Source organism: Flavobacterium sp. LC2016-01 (genome assembly GCF_009711135.1).
Lineage (GTDB): Bacteria > Bacteroidota > Bacteroidia > Flavobacteriales > Flavobacteriaceae > Flavobacterium.
In genome coordinates this window covers 291669-308294 of record NZ_WMIC01000004.1, presented here as the reverse complement: position 1 = coordinate 308294, position 16626 = coordinate 291669, and the positions used below count along the sequence as shown (strand labels likewise).

Annotated in this window: 11 protein-coding genes; all 11 read right to left on the bottom strand. The window is 36.0% G+C overall.

Translation table 11 applies throughout. The annotated features are described in order from the left end of the window. Nucleotides 1-6: 6 nt before the first annotated feature. Nucleotides 7-1413 (bottom strand): family 43 glycosylhydrolase, encoded by a 1407-nt coding sequence (locus GKZ88_RS10665; RefSeq protein ID WP_230392499.1) that lies wholly within the window; start codon nt 1411-1413, stop codon nt 7-9. A gap of 53 nt (nt 1414-1466) precedes the next feature. Next, nucleotides 1467-2801: a hypothetical protein gene (locus GKZ88_RS10660; RefSeq protein ID WP_155102361.1), complete on the bottom strand. Its 1335-nt coding sequence runs from the start codon at nt 2799-2801 to the stop codon at nt 1467-1469. A 219-nt stretch (nt 2802-3020) separates the two neighbouring features. Further along, a complete protein-coding gene (locus GKZ88_RS10655; RefSeq protein WP_155102360.1) occupies nt 3021-4370 on the bottom strand; it encodes a glycoside hydrolase family 88 protein in 1350 nt (449 codons plus the stop codon). A 28-nt stretch (nt 4371-4398) separates the two neighbouring features. Continuing rightward, nucleotides 4399-5667: a DUF4861 domain-containing protein gene (locus tag GKZ88_RS10650; protein ID WP_155102359.1), complete on the bottom strand. Its 1269-nt coding sequence runs from the start codon at nt 5665-5667 to the stop codon at nt 4399-4401. Between the two features lie 52 nt (nt 5668-5719). Continuing rightward, nucleotides 5720-6049, bottom strand: coding sequence for an L-rhamnose mutarotase (gene rhaM / locus GKZ88_RS10645; RefSeq protein WP_155102358.1), 330 nt, complete (start codon nt 6047-6049; stop codon nt 5720-5722). Nucleotides 6050-6051: 2 nt separating this feature from the next. After that, nucleotides 6052-7074 (bottom strand): family 43 glycosylhydrolase, encoded by a 1023-nt coding sequence (locus GKZ88_RS10640; RefSeq protein WP_155102357.1) that lies wholly within the window; start codon nt 7072-7074, stop codon nt 6052-6054. Nucleotides 7075-7116: 42 nt separating this feature from the next. Beyond that, nucleotides 7117-8655, bottom strand: coding sequence for a sialate O-acetylesterase (locus GKZ88_RS10635; RefSeq protein WP_155102356.1), 1539 nt, complete (start codon nt 8653-8655; stop codon nt 7117-7119). 27 nt (nt 8656-8682) lie between these two features. Further along, nucleotides 8683-8811 carry a hypothetical protein gene (locus tag GKZ88_RS22595; RefSeq protein WP_255474705.1) on the bottom strand — a complete coding sequence of 43 codons (129 nt, stop codon included), beginning with the start codon at nt 8809-8811 and terminating at the stop codon, nt 8683-8685. A 158-nt stretch (nt 8812-8969) separates the two neighbouring features. After that, nucleotides 8970-10913: a RagB/SusD family nutrient uptake outer membrane protein gene (locus GKZ88_RS10630; RefSeq protein WP_155102355.1), complete on the bottom strand. Its 1944-nt coding sequence runs from the start codon at nt 10911-10913 to the stop codon at nt 8970-8972. A gap of 19 nt (nt 10914-10932) precedes the next feature. Continuing rightward, nucleotides 10933-14052 carry a TonB-dependent receptor gene (locus GKZ88_RS10625; protein WP_155102354.1) on the bottom strand — a complete coding sequence of 1040 codons (3120 nt, stop codon included), beginning with the start codon at nt 14050-14052 and terminating at the stop codon, nt 10933-10935. A 449-nt stretch (nt 14053-14501) separates the two neighbouring features. Further along, nucleotides 14502-16598, bottom strand: coding sequence for a RagB/SusD family nutrient uptake outer membrane protein (locus tag GKZ88_RS10620; protein ID WP_155102353.1), 2097 nt, complete (start codon nt 16596-16598; stop codon nt 14502-14504). Between the last annotated feature and the right edge of the window lie 28 nt (nt 16599-16626).

Genomic DNA, 16626 nt, shown 5'->3' with positions numbered 1-16626 from the left:
TATTTTTTATTTCTTTATTTCAATCTGAGTAACAGAAATATAATATCCTGTACTTCCGTAATTTGACTTTCTTTTATCCGACCAATTTGGTCTTTCTCCCGTTCCAGAAACCGTCAATTTATAAGTGCCTTTTTTTAAAATTGGAGATTTAAATACTTGCATCAAATCTGAATATTTACTGTACATATCAATAATTGCTGTGAGTATTGTATTTCCTTTTTGATCTGTTAAAACAACTTTTGCATAACCATTTTCAGTACCAACAAAACTCGTCAAACCTATTTGTTGACCTTTAAACTTTATCGAAAATGAAGCGTCTTTCTCATCTGATTCACTTTCATAAACCATATTTCCATTGGTTACATATTTCCAATTTCCTTTATATCGAATTTGTTTGTTTCTGTTGTTGATAATCTGATCTTTCTTGTCCAAAATAGAAATAATTCCTGTAGAAACATCTATTTTCCAAGCTTCCTTATAGTTTGGCAACGAAATCGAAGTTCCCGAAAAAACAAACGGCTGCCAAACATAAGTTGCCGAAGAAGCCTGTTTAGGAAATGACCAGCGATCGCCCATAAACATATATGTTGTTTCTTTTGAGCCATGAATTGGCAAAACAAAAGTCGACTGTGAATTCCACGTAAGCGTTTCTTTTGGCGCAATTAAGCCTTGAAATTCCCATGGGCCTTTAAGCGAATTTGAGGTATAATAATAATTGTCATTTTTCTCCCAGCTTGTTAAATGCGAACCAATAAAATAATACAGATTATCTTTTTTCAGCATCGTTGGCGATTCAAATCCGGTGGTTATATTTTCGTTTACTTTTTCTGTAACCGATTTATAATCATCGCTTAATTTGTAAATTTCACCACCGTGAACCAGAATATATCCCGAATTATCAGTATCCTGAAAAGTTCCCATATCCCATTTTTTTATTGGTTTCCCATCAAATAAAAGCGGACCTTTAAATGTGTATGGACCTTCGATATTTTTTGAAACGGCATAACCCACAAACTGATCTTTATACGTTAAAGTATCAGCATGCATGTACATTATAAACTCATCTGTTTTTGGGCATTTCATCACTTTCACTCGTTCACCAACACGATTTGGTCCCAATTTTCCAGATTCCTGTACCGGAAGCGCCTGACGCTCAAATTTCCAGTTATAAAGATCTTTTGAAGAATAACAATTAAATCCTGCAAATGCATTGCTGGTATCGCTGTGTGCTTCTCCAAACAAATAAAAAGTATCTTTTTCTTTTATAATGTTTGCTCCGTGCGCGCTTACAATATTTCCGTTTTGATCAAACCAAGGCGTTCCAGAATAAATAGCGTCCATTTTTCCTAATTCTTGAGCAAAGGAAACAGCCATATTGCTTGCAAAGACAATACAGATAATTAAACATCTCAAAACGGAATAATTCTTTTTAAACATTTTACTAATTACTAATCACTTTTTACTAATTACTTCCTTTTCAGCCATTCCTTCGGAACATTTACAATACAGATATTCAACGTTCTATTATCTTCAGAAAGCATCGCCGACTGAATTTCAATTTTTGTTCCGTCTCTGTTGAAAGTTGGGTGAACGTGATCTGCTGCCGTTTCTTTATGTCCGGTTGTCAGCATCATCATTTCATTGGTTTTTCGGTCAATTAAATATAAACTTCTTGAGAAATCATCACCAACAGCCCATCTTCCGTCAGAAGAACCGTGAACATGCCATAAACCGCTGCCACTTTTGGTTTGGCCAGCAATAATCATTTCTCTGGTTCTTAAATTTACAATTGCCAGACCTGTAGGTTTTTCTCTCGTTCCCGAATTTCCCCAATTGCTTTCCTGACCCGGATTTTGAGGATTTCGAACTTCGGTACTAGATGTAACTTCAACGGGAGCATCTTTCTGAATATCAATTTTTCGATGTCCCATAATTGCCATTGCCACCTCATCTTTAGAAATTACAACTTCGTGCGTTACCCATTCAAAATCTGATTCAGGATACAAAGGTCTCAAACCTGATCCATCGGCCATTACGGTCCATGTACGCTGTGGAGATTTTCCGCCCGTTTCCCAGCAAAAAACCAATTCCCCCGGATTCCAGATATTAGATTGAATATGTCCCACTTGAAACGGTACTGAAACTACATGTTTCACTTCACCGGTTTTAATATTCATACTGCTGATTCCACCCGGTCCTGCACCCATATTTCTTGCTCCAAAACTTTTTTCAATTTTTACATTTGGATCTAAATGTCGTGCAGCTTCTTCTTTTCCAATTCTGAAATAAACGCGGTCTTCATCAGCATCCAAAGCCATGTCGCCCGAAGCACCCATTTCTGGATTTGTTGTACCGCAAATACGCTCGTATGCCGAAACTGGTTTCATTTTTCCTTTTTCACTATCAGCAAAAACGGCTTCCAGATTCACTTCCATAATCTGCATTTTATCGCCGTCTCCTTTTCGCATAAAATACAATTTCATTGATTTTTGCGCCATGCATAAAGTTCCTGTATAACCGCCTTCGGTAACTTGAACCATTACACCTGATTTTTCGTTGACAGCCATCGCTTCTCCGTTGGCTCTTTTGGTTCTAAAAATGAGCCATTCTCCATCTGCTGTCCATTGCGGATGTGTTGGATACGTTTTTGAATCTCCTGCTGATTTTGTAGTTAAAAAGATTAAATCGATACCAGTAACAGGATCTTTGATTATCTTTTTTTCTGATGGAAATCGTTTTCCAATTTGGGCAAAAGCGATTGTGCCGATTAATAAGAAAAGTATATTTATTGTTGATTTCATATTTTGTTGGTATTTTGTCGTGAAGACGCGAAAGCACTAAGTTTTTTTTTGTTTTTTGTCATCCTGACGAAGGAAGGATCACAAACGGAATTCCGCAATCAGAGTCGCTAATCTTTGTCGAGTTTCTTGTGTGATCCTTCCTTCGTCAGGATGACAAAGAGAACGTTACAAGTGCATTCAAAATTCAAAACTCATAACTTATAACTAATGACTCTTAACTTACTTATGCAGATTATTTTTTCCTTCGATTTTCAATTGAATAGAACTGTCATTTATTTGAAATTGACTATCTTTTAAAAGCATAATCACTTCAGCTCCGGCCAATAAAACTGGACCATAGCCGTGAGCCGCAAAAACATTTACTGGACGGTAGTAATAAAATGCAGGATCAAAACCCATTCCGGTTCCAACGCAGGTTCCTTCAACTTGACCTTTATCATTTACTTTTGTTGCTACAGCATTCCACGCTAATAAAACTGCTGGAGCATAAGTCATTTTATCAACATAGCCACGGTTTATAGCTCTGGCAATTGAATACGCATAAATTGCCGTTGCCGAAGTCTCTAAATACGAATCGTTTCTATCTAATAATTGATGCCAAAAACCTGTTCCGTCCTGATATTGAACCAAACCAGCGATGTGTTTTTGCAATTGAGCCAAAACCTGAGGATAACCCGGATGATTTTTTGGCAAAACTTCTAACAATTCAACCATTGTCATAACTGCCCAGCCATTTGCTCTTGCCCAATGAAACTGAGGATGCACCGCCATAGATTCAACCCAGCCGTGCATATAAATTCCTTTTTGGCTGTTAAACATTCTTTCAGAAAACTGATTCACTTGTTTTACAGCATCGTCAAAGTATTTTGTATTTCCGGTATAACTTCCCATTTGTGCCAGTGCCGGAACGCTCATAAACATATCATCTAACCAAAGTGTATTGTCCTGCGGTCTGTTTCTTGCCAGAGTTCCGTCTTTTAATCGAAATTGTTTGTTGCTGATAAAGTCGATATAATTGTTTACCAAAGGGTCAATATTCGCTTTTAAGCCTTCTTTTTTGGCTTTAATAAAGGCGGCACAAAGCGCTCCAGCAAAATCTAATGCTTCAGGATGAAGCGTTTTCAGCATGTCCTTATCCTTGATGTTTTTTTCACTATAATTTTCGGCAATATCAGCGATTAACTGTATTCTTTTATTGGAGTAATCAGCATAATATTTTTCGCCCGTCGCTTTAGAAGCTAAAAGCATTCCGGCATAAGTAACACCCCATTCATAACTGGTCAATCTGAAAGCGCCTGGTTCAAAAACAATATCCTGATTGCCTTTTTTATAATCTGTAATAACAGTTTTAGTATTTGCATCGACAATTTTTGAAGCCGAATTTTTATCTAAAAAATTATAAACTCGGTCCAAAACCACTTTTATATCTTCCTTTTGCGGAATAACATATGGTGTTGGATAATCAGGCTGCATTAAATGCAATGGCGCTGTCGCATCTGTTTTTTGTGCGTTTGCATTTGTAAACGATGCAAACACAAGCATTGCTAAAAGGGTTGATTTATAGTTCATATGGTTAGTGTGTTAGTTTAAAATTGTTTTATTTACTAATTTCAACCGTTATTTTGGCAGAAAGCTGTTTTGCCAAAGTGGTTACATAATTGCTGAAATAAGCGGCGTCTTTAAAATTTTTATCGGCACTCAGTTCCCAGCCTGCAATGGCATAGTAACTGATTTTTTTATTGTTTTCGACTGTTAGTTTTGCCAAATAAGAATCTGTCAACTGACCTGTTTTTGGTGCTTCGATATAACCTTGATAAATTTTCTTCGGAACCAAAATTGCAGTTCCTAAAATCCATTCGCGGTTGTATGTCAAATAATCATGCTGAATGAAACAAACCCATTCACCAGCCTCAACAACCTGTAACGGATTTTTATTGTTCAAATTCGAAATTGCTGCTAAAAAAGTTTCTCCACCTTTAAGTCCGCTGATGGAAACGGTGTTTTCATAGCCGTACATTCCTGGCCAGATTGAAGTTGTTTCCTGAACCTGATAATTATTCCCCGATGCTTTCCAGTTTTCATATTTATAACTTAAAACCGAATTAACCGGCCCTTCGCTTACAATTTTGAAAGTTGTTTTTTCGACATTGTTCAAAGTATCGTTTGTCAAAATTCCAAGTCGGTTGATTTTATCCTTTATCAATAAAGCATAACCGCCCAAACCAGCAGAATTTCCAACAGGGAAAATATCTCTTCCCCAATCGTACATTACATGGTAATTGTCTTCAACGGCGCCTTTGCTGTTTATTCCAACATTTTCTGGCGTAATCGCAGGTATTTTTTTTCCGAAGACATCTTTTGAATTCCTTCCATCCAAATAATGTCTGAAACCTACTTTGTCATTTTCCCAAGATGGTCCATCCGTTTGATATTTTTGGAAACCTAATTTTTTATGTACCTGATTCGCCATTAAAACTTCTTGAGTTGCTGGCTGAACCGGCAAATCTTTAGCTTCTCTTTTTCCGAATCTTACACTTGTTTTGATTGGAAATTTAGGATCTTTTAAAGACCATGTTACTATTGCTGTTTTCTTTTCGTTAGCGGCAAAATCAGTTACCAAAAAAAGTTCGTCCCATTTTCCATCTCCGTCCAAATCATTTAACTGTGCAGGAATTGTATCATTTTTAGTGACCAGAATAGGAAAACTATTGGCTACATATTTTACTGCAATTTGATTTCTTTTTATGCTAATTGCTTTTTGCGGTACAGCTAAATCAGAAGTGTTTTTTAATGTGACTTTTTGTGCATTGCAGTTCACTAAAATTGCTGTTGCAAAAGCTATTGATAAATAATATTTTGTTTTCATTTTTCTTTTTGTTTCAGGTTTTCTCCCGAGGCTTCGGGATAAAGTTTCAAGTTTAATCCAAATGAAAAACCTCTTTTAATGAAACCGAAATTGGCGAATTATCAGGATTTGTATCCATGATATCTCCCATATATGCCCACCATTTTTTTACAATTGGATGATTTGGCAAATAGTCGAAATCAAAATCTGTGCTGATTTTCTGAACTGCAAAAAGTATCAGTGTTTCTTCATCTAAAAAAATACTATAATCCTGAATACCAGTTTCTGAAAGCAAACTTTCTAATTCTGGCCAGATTTCGTCGTGTCTTTTTTTGTATTCCGCTTCAAAACCAGGTTTTAATTTCATTTTGAAAGCGTTTCTGATTGTGTTTTTATTTGCCATTTTTAATGCTTTAAATTTATTTGAACAGGCTGATCTCTATTACAGATAATTTCGCCATTTATATATTCCAGTTCTGCAACTTGAATCGAACTTCTTTTCGTTTCGTAACTGTCAACTCCTTTATTTTCAGGAGTTCTTCCGGGATGTGTAAAATAAAAAATATACGCTCGATCGCCATTTACAATTACATCCGGATGTCCGCCAATAACTTTATCATCTTCACCTGTTCCGGGCGTTTGAAGAATGTTTTTTTCTTGGCGCTTCCAATTTAAAAAATCTTCAGAAGAATAAACGTTTAAACCTCGCCAAGAATCAGAAATCATCCAGTTTTTTCCTTTCCACGTAAAGACTTTTGGTCCTTCTCCTCTATCTTTTACAATTTTCGTTCCGCTGTCCGTCCAGTTGTATAAATCTTTACTGTCGGCATAATAAATCGATTTTCCATCATTTTCATTATTGTAAAACATTCTCCAAGTTCCGTTTGGCAATTGAAAAACAGAAGCATCAATACAGCGTTCCGAAGCCAGTTTTAATTCTGATTCAAAATTCCAGTCCATTAAATTTGTACTGGTCAAATGAATAATAGAACGCGGATGATACCAATCGTTGAAAATTCCGGGAACAATTGTCAAATACATATGATATTTGTTCTTGTATTTAATCACATCTGGAGCCCAATACGTAACATCTTTTACTTTATATTTAATCGTACAAGTATCTTTGTATGTCCATTTTGCGCCGTCTTCAGAAGTGGCCACACCAATTTTTGTACCGTGAACCCAAGTAATTCCTTTTGCTGTTGAATCTTTAGCACGGCGATTGGTGTAAAACATAAACCATTTTTTCTCTTTTTCATTCCAAATAATTGTTGGGTCGGCGGCTCCGTCATAAATTGGATCGCAGAATAATGGTTTTGGAGCAATATGTTTTTTATCTTTTTGACTGTCTTTTTGTGCCGTCATTGTTAGGCTGAACAATGCAATTATTAGGATTGAAAAAAGATATTTTAGTTTTGATTTTGACATTTTTTTATTTTTCTCGCAGATACTGCAGATTTAGCAAATTATCTATTTTTGAATTTCATTTGAAACATTTACCCAATCATCCGTTCTAAAAGGCGATGCCGGTAAATTTTCAGCATTGAATAAATTGGGTTCTGGAACGGCTTTCCATGCAAAGCGAACCGCAACAGGTTCTTTTACATTTGGTGAAGAAACGATAATTGCTTTTTTGTCAATTTTAGCTGTCGCCGAATAAAAAACTTTATCGTTTCCTGCAATTTGGAACTCCTTTAAATCTTCATTGCTTTTTTTAAATCCGTTTGGAACATCATCAAAAAACAATTTAACTTGCTGTTTTTTGATTTCCAAATGATTGTATGTTGGTCCAGAATATACTAATTTACTTTCTCCGTATGTTTTTGCTTTTGCAATTAAAGCCAAACGATAACCAACAGTCTGTTTGTCAATTGGATGAATATTTGTGGCATTTCCAACATCTGTTGTAACGACCATTCCGCTGTTTGGAATTGTTTTTGAAGCCATTAACTGCGCTTCTCTAATATCAGGATTTTGTCCTTTGTGCGGTGCAATTTGAACAAAATAAAACGGAAAATCGCCCTGATTCCATTCATTTCTCCAACTTTTTACCATTGCTGGAAAAAGGCTTCTGTATAAAAAGGCACTTTCGGCATTGCTTTCTCCTTGGTACCAAATTACACCTTTCATCGTATAATTAACTATCGGATGAAGCATTGCATTGTACAAAACATAAGAGGTTTTATTTTCTTCTTTTTTAGGCTTTTTTAATTGGGTTTTCGAAACATCATTATTATTTGCTAAACGTTCTTTTTTCAAATCAGCATAATACGTTTCTAATTTTTCCTGAAACAATTTTTCGTTTTTTGCATCTTGTTCTAGAATTGGAAGAAAATCCGGATTGCCTTCTAAAACAGCTTGCGATGTCCAGGCTTCCGCTTTTGTTCCGCCCCAAGAAGTTGAAATTAATCCGATTGGGACTTTTAAATTTTGATATAAATCTCTTCCAAAGAAATAAGCAACAGCTGAAAAAGATTTAATGGTTGAAGGAGAACAAACATTCCAATTTCCTGCAACATCTTCTAAAGGTTTTTGAGAAACTTTTGTCTGTACCGTAAATAATCTTATTGATGAAAAATTAGCATTCTGAATTTCTTCTTCATAATTTTTTACGCCCGTTTTCCAAGTTCCTTCTTCTTTTCCAACAGGAAAATACATATTAGATTGCCCAGAGCAGATCCAGACTTCTCCAATCAAAATATTTTTAAGAATAATTTTATTTGAAGCTTCGATTGTAATATCATATTGTTTTTCGCTTCCAGTTGGTGTATCAACAGCAGTTTTCCAAGTTCCATCAGTATTTGCAGTAATTTCTACAGGATTATTTTGCCAGCCTAATTGGATTTTTATTTTCTCATTTGGAGAAGCCCACCCCCATAAATTCACTTTCAAATTTTGCTGTAAAACCATATTATCACCCACCAAAGCAGGCAATTTTACTTGAGCCAACACTGTTAGTTTAAATCCTAAAACAATGAATATTAACAACAATTTCTTTAAATAAATCATTCGGAATATAATTTTAATACTAAAACTTTAAAGATAAAGTACTAAAACGATATCGGTATCCTGTGCTTCCCTGTTTTGCTGCAGAATTGTAAAAACAAAAAAGGCAGCAACCGGAGTTACTGCCTTCGTAAAATCAAAACCACTTAATTTTACCATTACCATATTAACGAAAACCAATATCCTTAAAATGATTATCAAATTTAATTATTAAATAACTGGAAACTATCCTGTTGTACCCTGCTATATAATAAAAAAAACCGCCTCAAAAAATGAGACGGTTCCTAACGTAAAAAAACCAAAAAATACGTTTAATATTAATAACCTGGATTCTGCATAGCCGCTTTTTCTGCTGCAGTCAAAGGTTTTCCGCTTGCGTAAACTCCATCAAGAAAAGTCTGAGGAATTGGACGCAGATTATGATATTGTTGAATATTTGCTGCCGCTTCAATATTGTAAGCTTTTGCTCTGGCAATTAATGTATTAGTTCGGCTTAAATCTTCCCAACGGTGGAATTCTCCACACAATTCTCTGGTGCGCTCATTAAGTACTAAACATAACATTCTGTCATAATCAGTTCCGTATCCTAATTTTGAAATTACAGCCAAATCTTCTGCTGGCAAAGCAGTAATACTGCTAATTGCCAAGCTCGTTGCAGTTGTTGCAACCGCAATATTATTTGACTCATAATAAGAGTTTTCAGGAATATACGAAATTGGAATTCCAGCCTGACCTGTAGTTGTATAAGCCGCTGAACCATCCGCATAAGCTGCACGATTTTCACCTGCTTTATAAGCGCCACGGTTACGAACCGCATTGATATAAGGCAATGCATCTGCATAGGTAGCACCGCCCGCTTTTGCCAAACGGATTTTTGCTTCGGCAGCCATTAAGTAAGTTTCACCAGAACGTGCTAATATAATATCACGAGATCCTTTTATATTACTCAAATCAATTCTGTTTCCGTCCATGTATTTACTTAAAGAAGGAAATCTTACATCGGCCATTAAACCCACTTTATCTGCAGCATAAGCTACATAAACACTCGGAATTGTTTTTCCTGTTTTTGGATAAATGATGACATCTGAATTTTTAGTTTTTGCAAAACGAGTATCTGCAGCTGTATTTACAACATACATAATTCCTAAATCGCCATTTTTGTAAACAGCTCCAGAAGCATTATTGACGATACTTTTTGTCTGGAAACTTTTCCAGAAACGTGAATCATTTACATGATCAAAAGCATCATATACAAAATAAGTTGGTGCTAAACGGCTAAAAGGTCTTCCGCCGGCAAGGTTACGCTTCATTTGGGGCAATTGGTCGTAAGTAGAAAGGAAATATAAATGCTGCTGATTTCCTCCAGTTGTTAATGTACTTGCATTGAACTGTGCAGATAAAATTAACTCCGGAAGTTTTTCATTAGCACCATCAGCAGTGGTATACGACCATAAATTATCATAATTAGCAGCTAATGGGTGATGCGAAATTACCTCATCAGACAAAGTAACAACTTGTTGTAAATCGGCAGTTTTTGTAGGCCCATTCCAGCTGTCATTGATTTCGCTCGCGCGGGTTAAATACGCTTTTGCCAAATAATGCGCTGCCGCATCTTTAGTGATTTTTGCCGGAGCACCAGCATTCCCTAATAAATTGTAAGCCTGAGTAAAATCGGCAATTACCTGATTTAAAACTTCCTGCGGTGCAGCTCTTGTGAATTCTAATTCAACAGTAGAGCTTGTTTTTAGTTTTAAAGGAACAGCTCCATATTGACGGACCAATTGCAAATAACTGAAAGCTCTTAAAAAGTAACCTTCACCTAACGCCGTTTTTTTGATGGCATCATTTGTTGAAGCAATATTTGTTGCCGATTCAATTAACGTATTAGCATTCCCAATTCCGATATATAAATTGTCCCAATGTGTATTTGCCGCAACAGTATTAGCGTTAGAAACTGTTACAAAAGCCTTAAAACCTGAGGAATATGAGTTCCAAATCCAGTTTGAAGGGTCACCTCCCGCGTGAAATTCATCAGTTCCAGATTCAGTTGCAGTAAGCGGTACTTCCCCTTGAAATTCTGCTGCAAATACCTGATAATAAGTTCCAACTGCCAAAGCCTGAATTCCAGCCTCTGTTTTATAATAATCTGAACTGTAAGCTGTTGTCAACTCTTCGTCAAGAAAATCTTTGCTGCAAGAACTTCCTAAAGTCAGCGCTGCAACAAGCATTAAGTTGATATATAGTTTTTTATAATTTTTCATAATGATGTTTTTTAATTATTTAGAATCCTACATTTAACCCTAAAGTTATTCCTCTGTTTGAAGCCGTTGTCTGCGTATCCAAATCAGTCCATTTTACTTTTGTGAAAACCATGCCCGGATTGTTTACCTGACAGTATAATCTCAATTTAGAAAGTCCAAGGCTCTGTACTAATTCTTTATCGAAATGATATCCAAGAGAAATATTTCGCATTTTCAAAAATGAACCATTACGATATCCTAAGATTGGATAATATGGATCTCCTGTTCCTGCTGAATAAATTGGTTTTTGATATTCGGCATTTACATTGTTGTCATTATAATAATTAATTGATCTCTGGCTTCCTTTTGCGCCTTCATTTTCACCTAAAGTATCATATAAGTAGCCCATCTTTCCGTAAACAAAGAATGTAAATTCGAAATTTTTATAGTTGAAAGTATTCGTCATACCCACAATATATTTTGGATCTTTTGAACCAATAATTACACGATCATTATTAGCATCAATTTTATAATCTCCATTTTGATCTACTGGTCTTGCATTACCAAAAGAGAAAATGTTTGAACCTGCAGCCGCATTAAATTTTGCCATTTCAGCAGCATCTTCAGGTTTCCAAATTCCGTTTGACTCGAAACCGTAAATTACGTTTTGAGAATTTCCAATAAATAAATTGTTGTTGATGTCGTCAAATTTTCCATTTTGAAGTGAAACAATTTTATTTTGCTGGTAAGAAGCACTAATATTAGTTGTCCATTCAAAATCTTTTGAAGTAACGTTTACTGTATTCACAGTCAACTCGACACCATGACCTTCTGTTTCACCAACGTTTTGGTATGTATCTTTTACACCAATAACTGTTGGTACACTGCTTTTTAGCAATAAATCTGTAGTTCTGCTTGTAAAATAATCCAAAGCTCCAGAAACTCTATTGCTGAACAATGCGAAATCGATACCATAGTTGAACTGAGCCGTTTTTTCCCATCCTAAATCAACATTTCCTAGAGACGTATTGTTTACAACACCAGAACCGTTAGGATAAACAATACCAACTAATGGCGGTTGTGTTGCATAAGCAGGAACGGCAGCATTTCCGGTAACTCCATAACCAACTCTCATTTTTAATTGGTTGATCCAAGAAACATTTTCTAAGAATTTTTCTTTATTTAAAATCCACGCCGCTGAAGCACTTGGGAAAAATGCCCATCTGTTCTCAGAAGCTAATTGTGAAGCTCCATCATAACGTCCAGAAGCAGTAAATAAATATTTGTCAGCGTATGAATAATTTACACGTCCCATATAAGAAAGTAAACCTGTATCTGTCAAACCAGAAGAATATCCGGCAAGTGTAACATTTGCAGGCGTTAAAGCATTCCATTTGTTTTCAGGGTTTTTAATGTCATTTGCAGACATTGAACTATTCTCATTGTGATATTCTGTCTGGCTCATTAACAATGTTCCTCCAAAAGTGTGATTTCCAAATGTTTTATTATATAAAAGCAAGTTATCCAATGTGTAAGAAATCGTTTTTTCGTTTGCAAGAGAAGCAAAACTAGTTCCTGAACGAATCGCCGATTTTCCATCTAAATAAACTCCATCACGGAATGAACTAAGATCTGGACCAAAGTTGATACGGTATTTTAATCCGTCAAGCTTTGAAGAAATTGCACCCAAATCAAACTGAGCATATAAACTACCAAAAGCACGCAAAGTTACACGCTGATCCTGAGACAATTTATATTCATCAACCGGAGTTCTGATAGTTGAATCTCCACCTGGACTATCAATTCTGTTTCCGTTGCTGTCATAAGGAACTGCATAAGGAAGATTTGTACGAGCAGTTGCATAAATTCCTGTTGAACTTGTAACTGCTGTTCTTCCTACGTTTGACTGTCCATATTCATTTATACCATAACTAGTATTAAGACTCACGCCCATTGAAAACCATTTCGTCGGTGTAATATCCACGTTAGCAGTCCCACTGTAACGTACATAACTTTGTCCAAATAAAGTTCCTGTATTATCTAAATATCCAAAAGAACCATAGGCTTTCATTTTTTCAGTTCCGCCGCTTACACCGATCGTATGCTGTTGTGTGATTCCCGTACGAGTTACAAATTTTGTCCAGTCTGTAGTTGCAACTTTAGAACCATCCCAAGTTCCGCCAGCCCATCCTTTCTCAATGTTTGCCCATGCAGCCGGGTCAGCAGAAGCAAGGAAAATTAACTTATCATTTTCTATTGTAGGAGCATCTCCTTTAGGAAAAGCTGCTGGATTTGAATAATATCTTCCCCAACGACGAAACTCGATATACTCTCCAGCGGTCATCATTGGAGCATTTTCATGAATCGTTTCCGTCATTAATGAAGTATCATAGTTTAAAGTAAATTTTCCGTTTTTACCTTTTTTTGTTGTTACAATGATAACTCCGTTTGCTCCACGAGAACCATAAATAGCGGTTGCAGAAGCATCTTTTAAAACGTCGATTGTTTCAATATCAGTTGGATTCAAGAAATCAAGACCTCCAGAATTAGGATCAACACTAATTTTTCCAGTAGAAGCATCTGTTACCAGTCTTGAATTTAGCGGAATACCATCAACTACATAAAGCGGTGCATTTGAAGCTGAAATAGAACGAGCTCCACGAATTGTAATACTTCCTACAGTACCTGGGCGTTCACTTGATCCAACATCCACACCGGCAGCCTTACCTTGCATCGCCTGTACGGCATTTACAACGGGTCTCGATGCAATCTCATCAGCATTTACACTCACAATCGAACCCGTAAGATCCTTTTTCTTTTTTGTACCGTAACCTACTACAACTACCTCCTCAAGAGAATTGTCTTCTTCTTTAAGTACAACATTGTAAGCAGTTGCAGCTCCTACAGTGATTTCTTGTTTTTTAAAACCGATAAAACTGTAAACAAGAACATTACCAGAAGCCACGTTAATTGAGTAACTACCATCCAGATCTGTACTTACTCCGTTCTGGCTTCCTTTGATGAGTACATTGACACCCGGAATTGGCAATCCTGTAGCGTCTTTAACAGTACCTTTGACTACTTTGTTCTGCGCGTAACCAGATGCATGCAATAATGCAAACATGGCTATCAGCAGCAGCACATTTAATTTGTTTTTCATAAAAGTTAAATTTGGTTAATTAATTAGTTACTCAAATTTATTTAGAAGTTAATTCCGTACTGTCCTGTAGTGTCCTGTAAAGTAATTTAGTACTATTCTAATTTACAGAGTTTTATGATTTTTATTTAAGTTTTTTTTAACCATAAAAACCTTCAAACCACTGATTTTCAAAGGGAACTAAAGAAAAAACTTCTAAATACGAATATCCGAATTAAACAATATTTTTTTTTCAGATACCATAATTTTATTCAAAAATTTTTATTGAATAAGAAACAAATATCCGAAAATTATGATAATTTCAAACACAAAATGTAATCGATTGTATTTTTTTTTGAAAAATAATTTTCCACCCGTTTTCTAATATCAATTTGTAACTATCATTTCGGTTTAAAACAAAAAAAAAACCGTCTCAAAATGAGACGGTTTTCAAAAACAAAAATTAAAAAAATTTAGTAACCTGGATTCTGCCAAGCCGCTTTTTGTGCAGCTGATAAGTTAGAACCATCATCGTTTAATAATCCATCAATAAAGGTTTGAGGAATTGGACGAAGTTCGTGTTTACCAACTTTAATATTAGGTGCTGCTTCAGCATTAAACGCTTTTGCACGTTTAATAAGCATTCCAGTACGAGAAAGTGTTTCCCAACGTTGCCATTCTCCTAAAAGCTCACGAGTAGACTCGTTAAGAATAAAGTTTATAGCACGTTCTTTATCTGTTGAAGCACCAACTTTAACCATAACCGCTTCATCTTCAGCTGGCAAATTATTTGGGAAAGATTTCAATGTTAAATCAGATGCTGCTGTTGTTACAGGTATCGTTGGATTAGATAAATAATACGTGTTCATATCTAAGTTTGACGCTGTAAAGTTTGTAGCTGAACTTCCTGTATTTAAAGGATTAACTTTAAACGCCTGAGAACCATCATTATAATAAGATCTGTTTTCTCCTGCTTTCCATTGTGCTCTAGCTCTAATCACGTTGATATCCTGCATTGCATTTCCATATTGGCCAAGACGAACATAACATTCTGCACGAACTAAATAAGTTTCAGCAAGACGCGCCATAATTACATCACGGTGTGCATCACCTCTTTCAGCAGTACGTGAACCATCTTCCGTTTTATTGATTCCTGCGTAGAAGTTACAAATTGGCTGATTCTTGAAATTTGGAGCAACATAAACTCCATTTTGATACAATACTGAAGAGTTAGGAACATACTGTCCTTTTTTAGCTGTTAAAGTTCCAGCAGTAGGAGTTTGTCTTGTATTCCACTCTGGTAAACGGCCAGCTGCATCAGTCCAAGTTGGAGCCTGAACGGTAGCACCAAATTTAGCACCATCATAAGTATTGTCATTTTTAGAATTTAAAATCATGACAATTGCTGGATCTCCAATTTTTACTCCTGAAGGATTTGGCGTGATTACAGTATTAGCACCGTAAACCGTTCTAAAAGTTTTCCACATACGAGCATCGTTTACGTGATCAAATACTCCGTAAGTGTATTCTGTAGGACGACAACGCTGAAAATCCATACTTCCGATCCAAACACCACGTTTTACCCATCCTCCAGAAAAACTAGAAAATTGAGGAGCGAAGTAGCTGTATGTACGGTTTCCAAAACGACCCACTGTAGCAGCATCACCATTATGACCAGCAGCCATCAAAATCTCATTAAGCTGCTCATTTGGACAGTCAATTCCTGTCCAGTTTGCATATAAATCACTATAGTTAGGTGTCAATGGTCCACGAGCTGTAATTGCATATGAACAAGCATCGATTGCCTCTTTAAGATCCGCATCTTTGTAAGCACTATTCCAAGCATCATTACGCTCAGAAGCACGGAATAATAAAGATTTTGCTAAAAAGTGTGCAGCAGTAGCTTTTGTCCAAGTAACTCCTTTTCCATAAGTAAAAACTTCACCTTCAAAAAGACTGTAAGCTTTACGGAAATCAGATATTACTTGTTCCCAACATTTTTCTTCTGAAGCACGCTCGTAGTTACGAACAACTCCTTCAATAGGTGTCGTTTGAAGAACAACACCTCCGTATTGCGCAACAAGTCTATAATAGTTGTATCCTCTTAAAAAATAAGCGTGAGCTAAACAACGGTTTTTGATTTTTACATCTGAAATTACTTTATCTGCTTTAGCAATAATCGTATTACAAGATGCAATACCATAATACATTTCATCCCAAAGTGCATTTGGATTTGTTGCATTTCCATTCGCCGCTCCAGTTGCAGCTGATGCACCTACTGGTCCAAAACGGTTATCATAGGTATTCCACATTTCATTGGTAAGGTCATTCGCATTGGTAAACTCATCAGTTCCATAAAGCGTATTTCCATACGACCATTCAAAACCAAAATGCCAGCGAATATTACCATAAAGAGATACTGTTAGCGCCTGAAGACCTTCAGGTGTATCAAAATAAGCGGTCGAATAAGCATTTGTTTGTTCTTCGTCCAGAAAGTCTTTCGAACACGAAGTAAAAAATACCCCCGCTGTTAATAAAAGACCAATTCCTATATTTTTTATATTATTCATTTTTTTACTTTTATTGTTATACTTCAAT

What these genes read in the sequence shown, in the direction of transcription:
- GKZ88_RS10655 (WP_155102360.1), bottom strand. Translation starts at nt 4,370, where the DNA reads ATGAACTATAAATCAACCCTTTTAGCAATGCTTGTGTTTGCATCGTTT.
- GKZ88_RS10660 (WP_155102361.1), bottom strand. Translation starts at nt 2,801, where the DNA reads ATGAAATCAACAATAAATATACTTTTCTTATTAATCGGCACAATCGCT.
- GKZ88_RS10625 (WP_155102354.1), bottom strand. Translation starts at nt 14,052, where the DNA reads ATGAAAAACAAATTAAATGTGCTGCTGCTGATAGCCATGTTTGCATTA.
- GKZ88_RS10630 (WP_155102355.1), bottom strand. Translation starts at nt 10,913, where the DNA reads ATGAAAAATTATAAAAAACTATATATCAACTTAATGCTTGTTGCAGCG.
- GKZ88_RS10650 (WP_155102359.1), bottom strand. Translation starts at nt 5,667, where the DNA reads ATGAAAACAAAATATTATTTATCAATAGCTTTTGCAACAGCAATTTTA.
- GKZ88_RS10620 (WP_155102353.1), bottom strand. Translation starts at nt 16,598, where the DNA reads ATGAATAATATAAAAAATATAGGAATTGGTCTTTTATTAACAGCGGGG.
- rhaM (WP_155102358.1), bottom strand. Translation starts at nt 6,049, where the DNA reads ATGGCAAATAAAAACACAATCAGAAACGCTTTCAAAATGAAATTAAAA.
- GKZ88_RS22595 (WP_255474705.1), bottom strand. Translation starts at nt 8,811, where the DNA reads ATGGTAAAATTAAGTGGTTTTGATTTTACGAAGGCAGTAACTCCGGTT.
- GKZ88_RS10640 (WP_155102357.1), bottom strand. Translation starts at nt 7,074, where the DNA reads ATGTCAAAATCAAAACTAAAATATCTTTTTTCAATCCTAATAATTGCA.
- GKZ88_RS10635 (WP_155102356.1), bottom strand. Translation starts at nt 8,655, where the DNA reads ATGATTTATTTAAAGAAATTGTTGTTAATATTCATTGTTTTAGGATTT.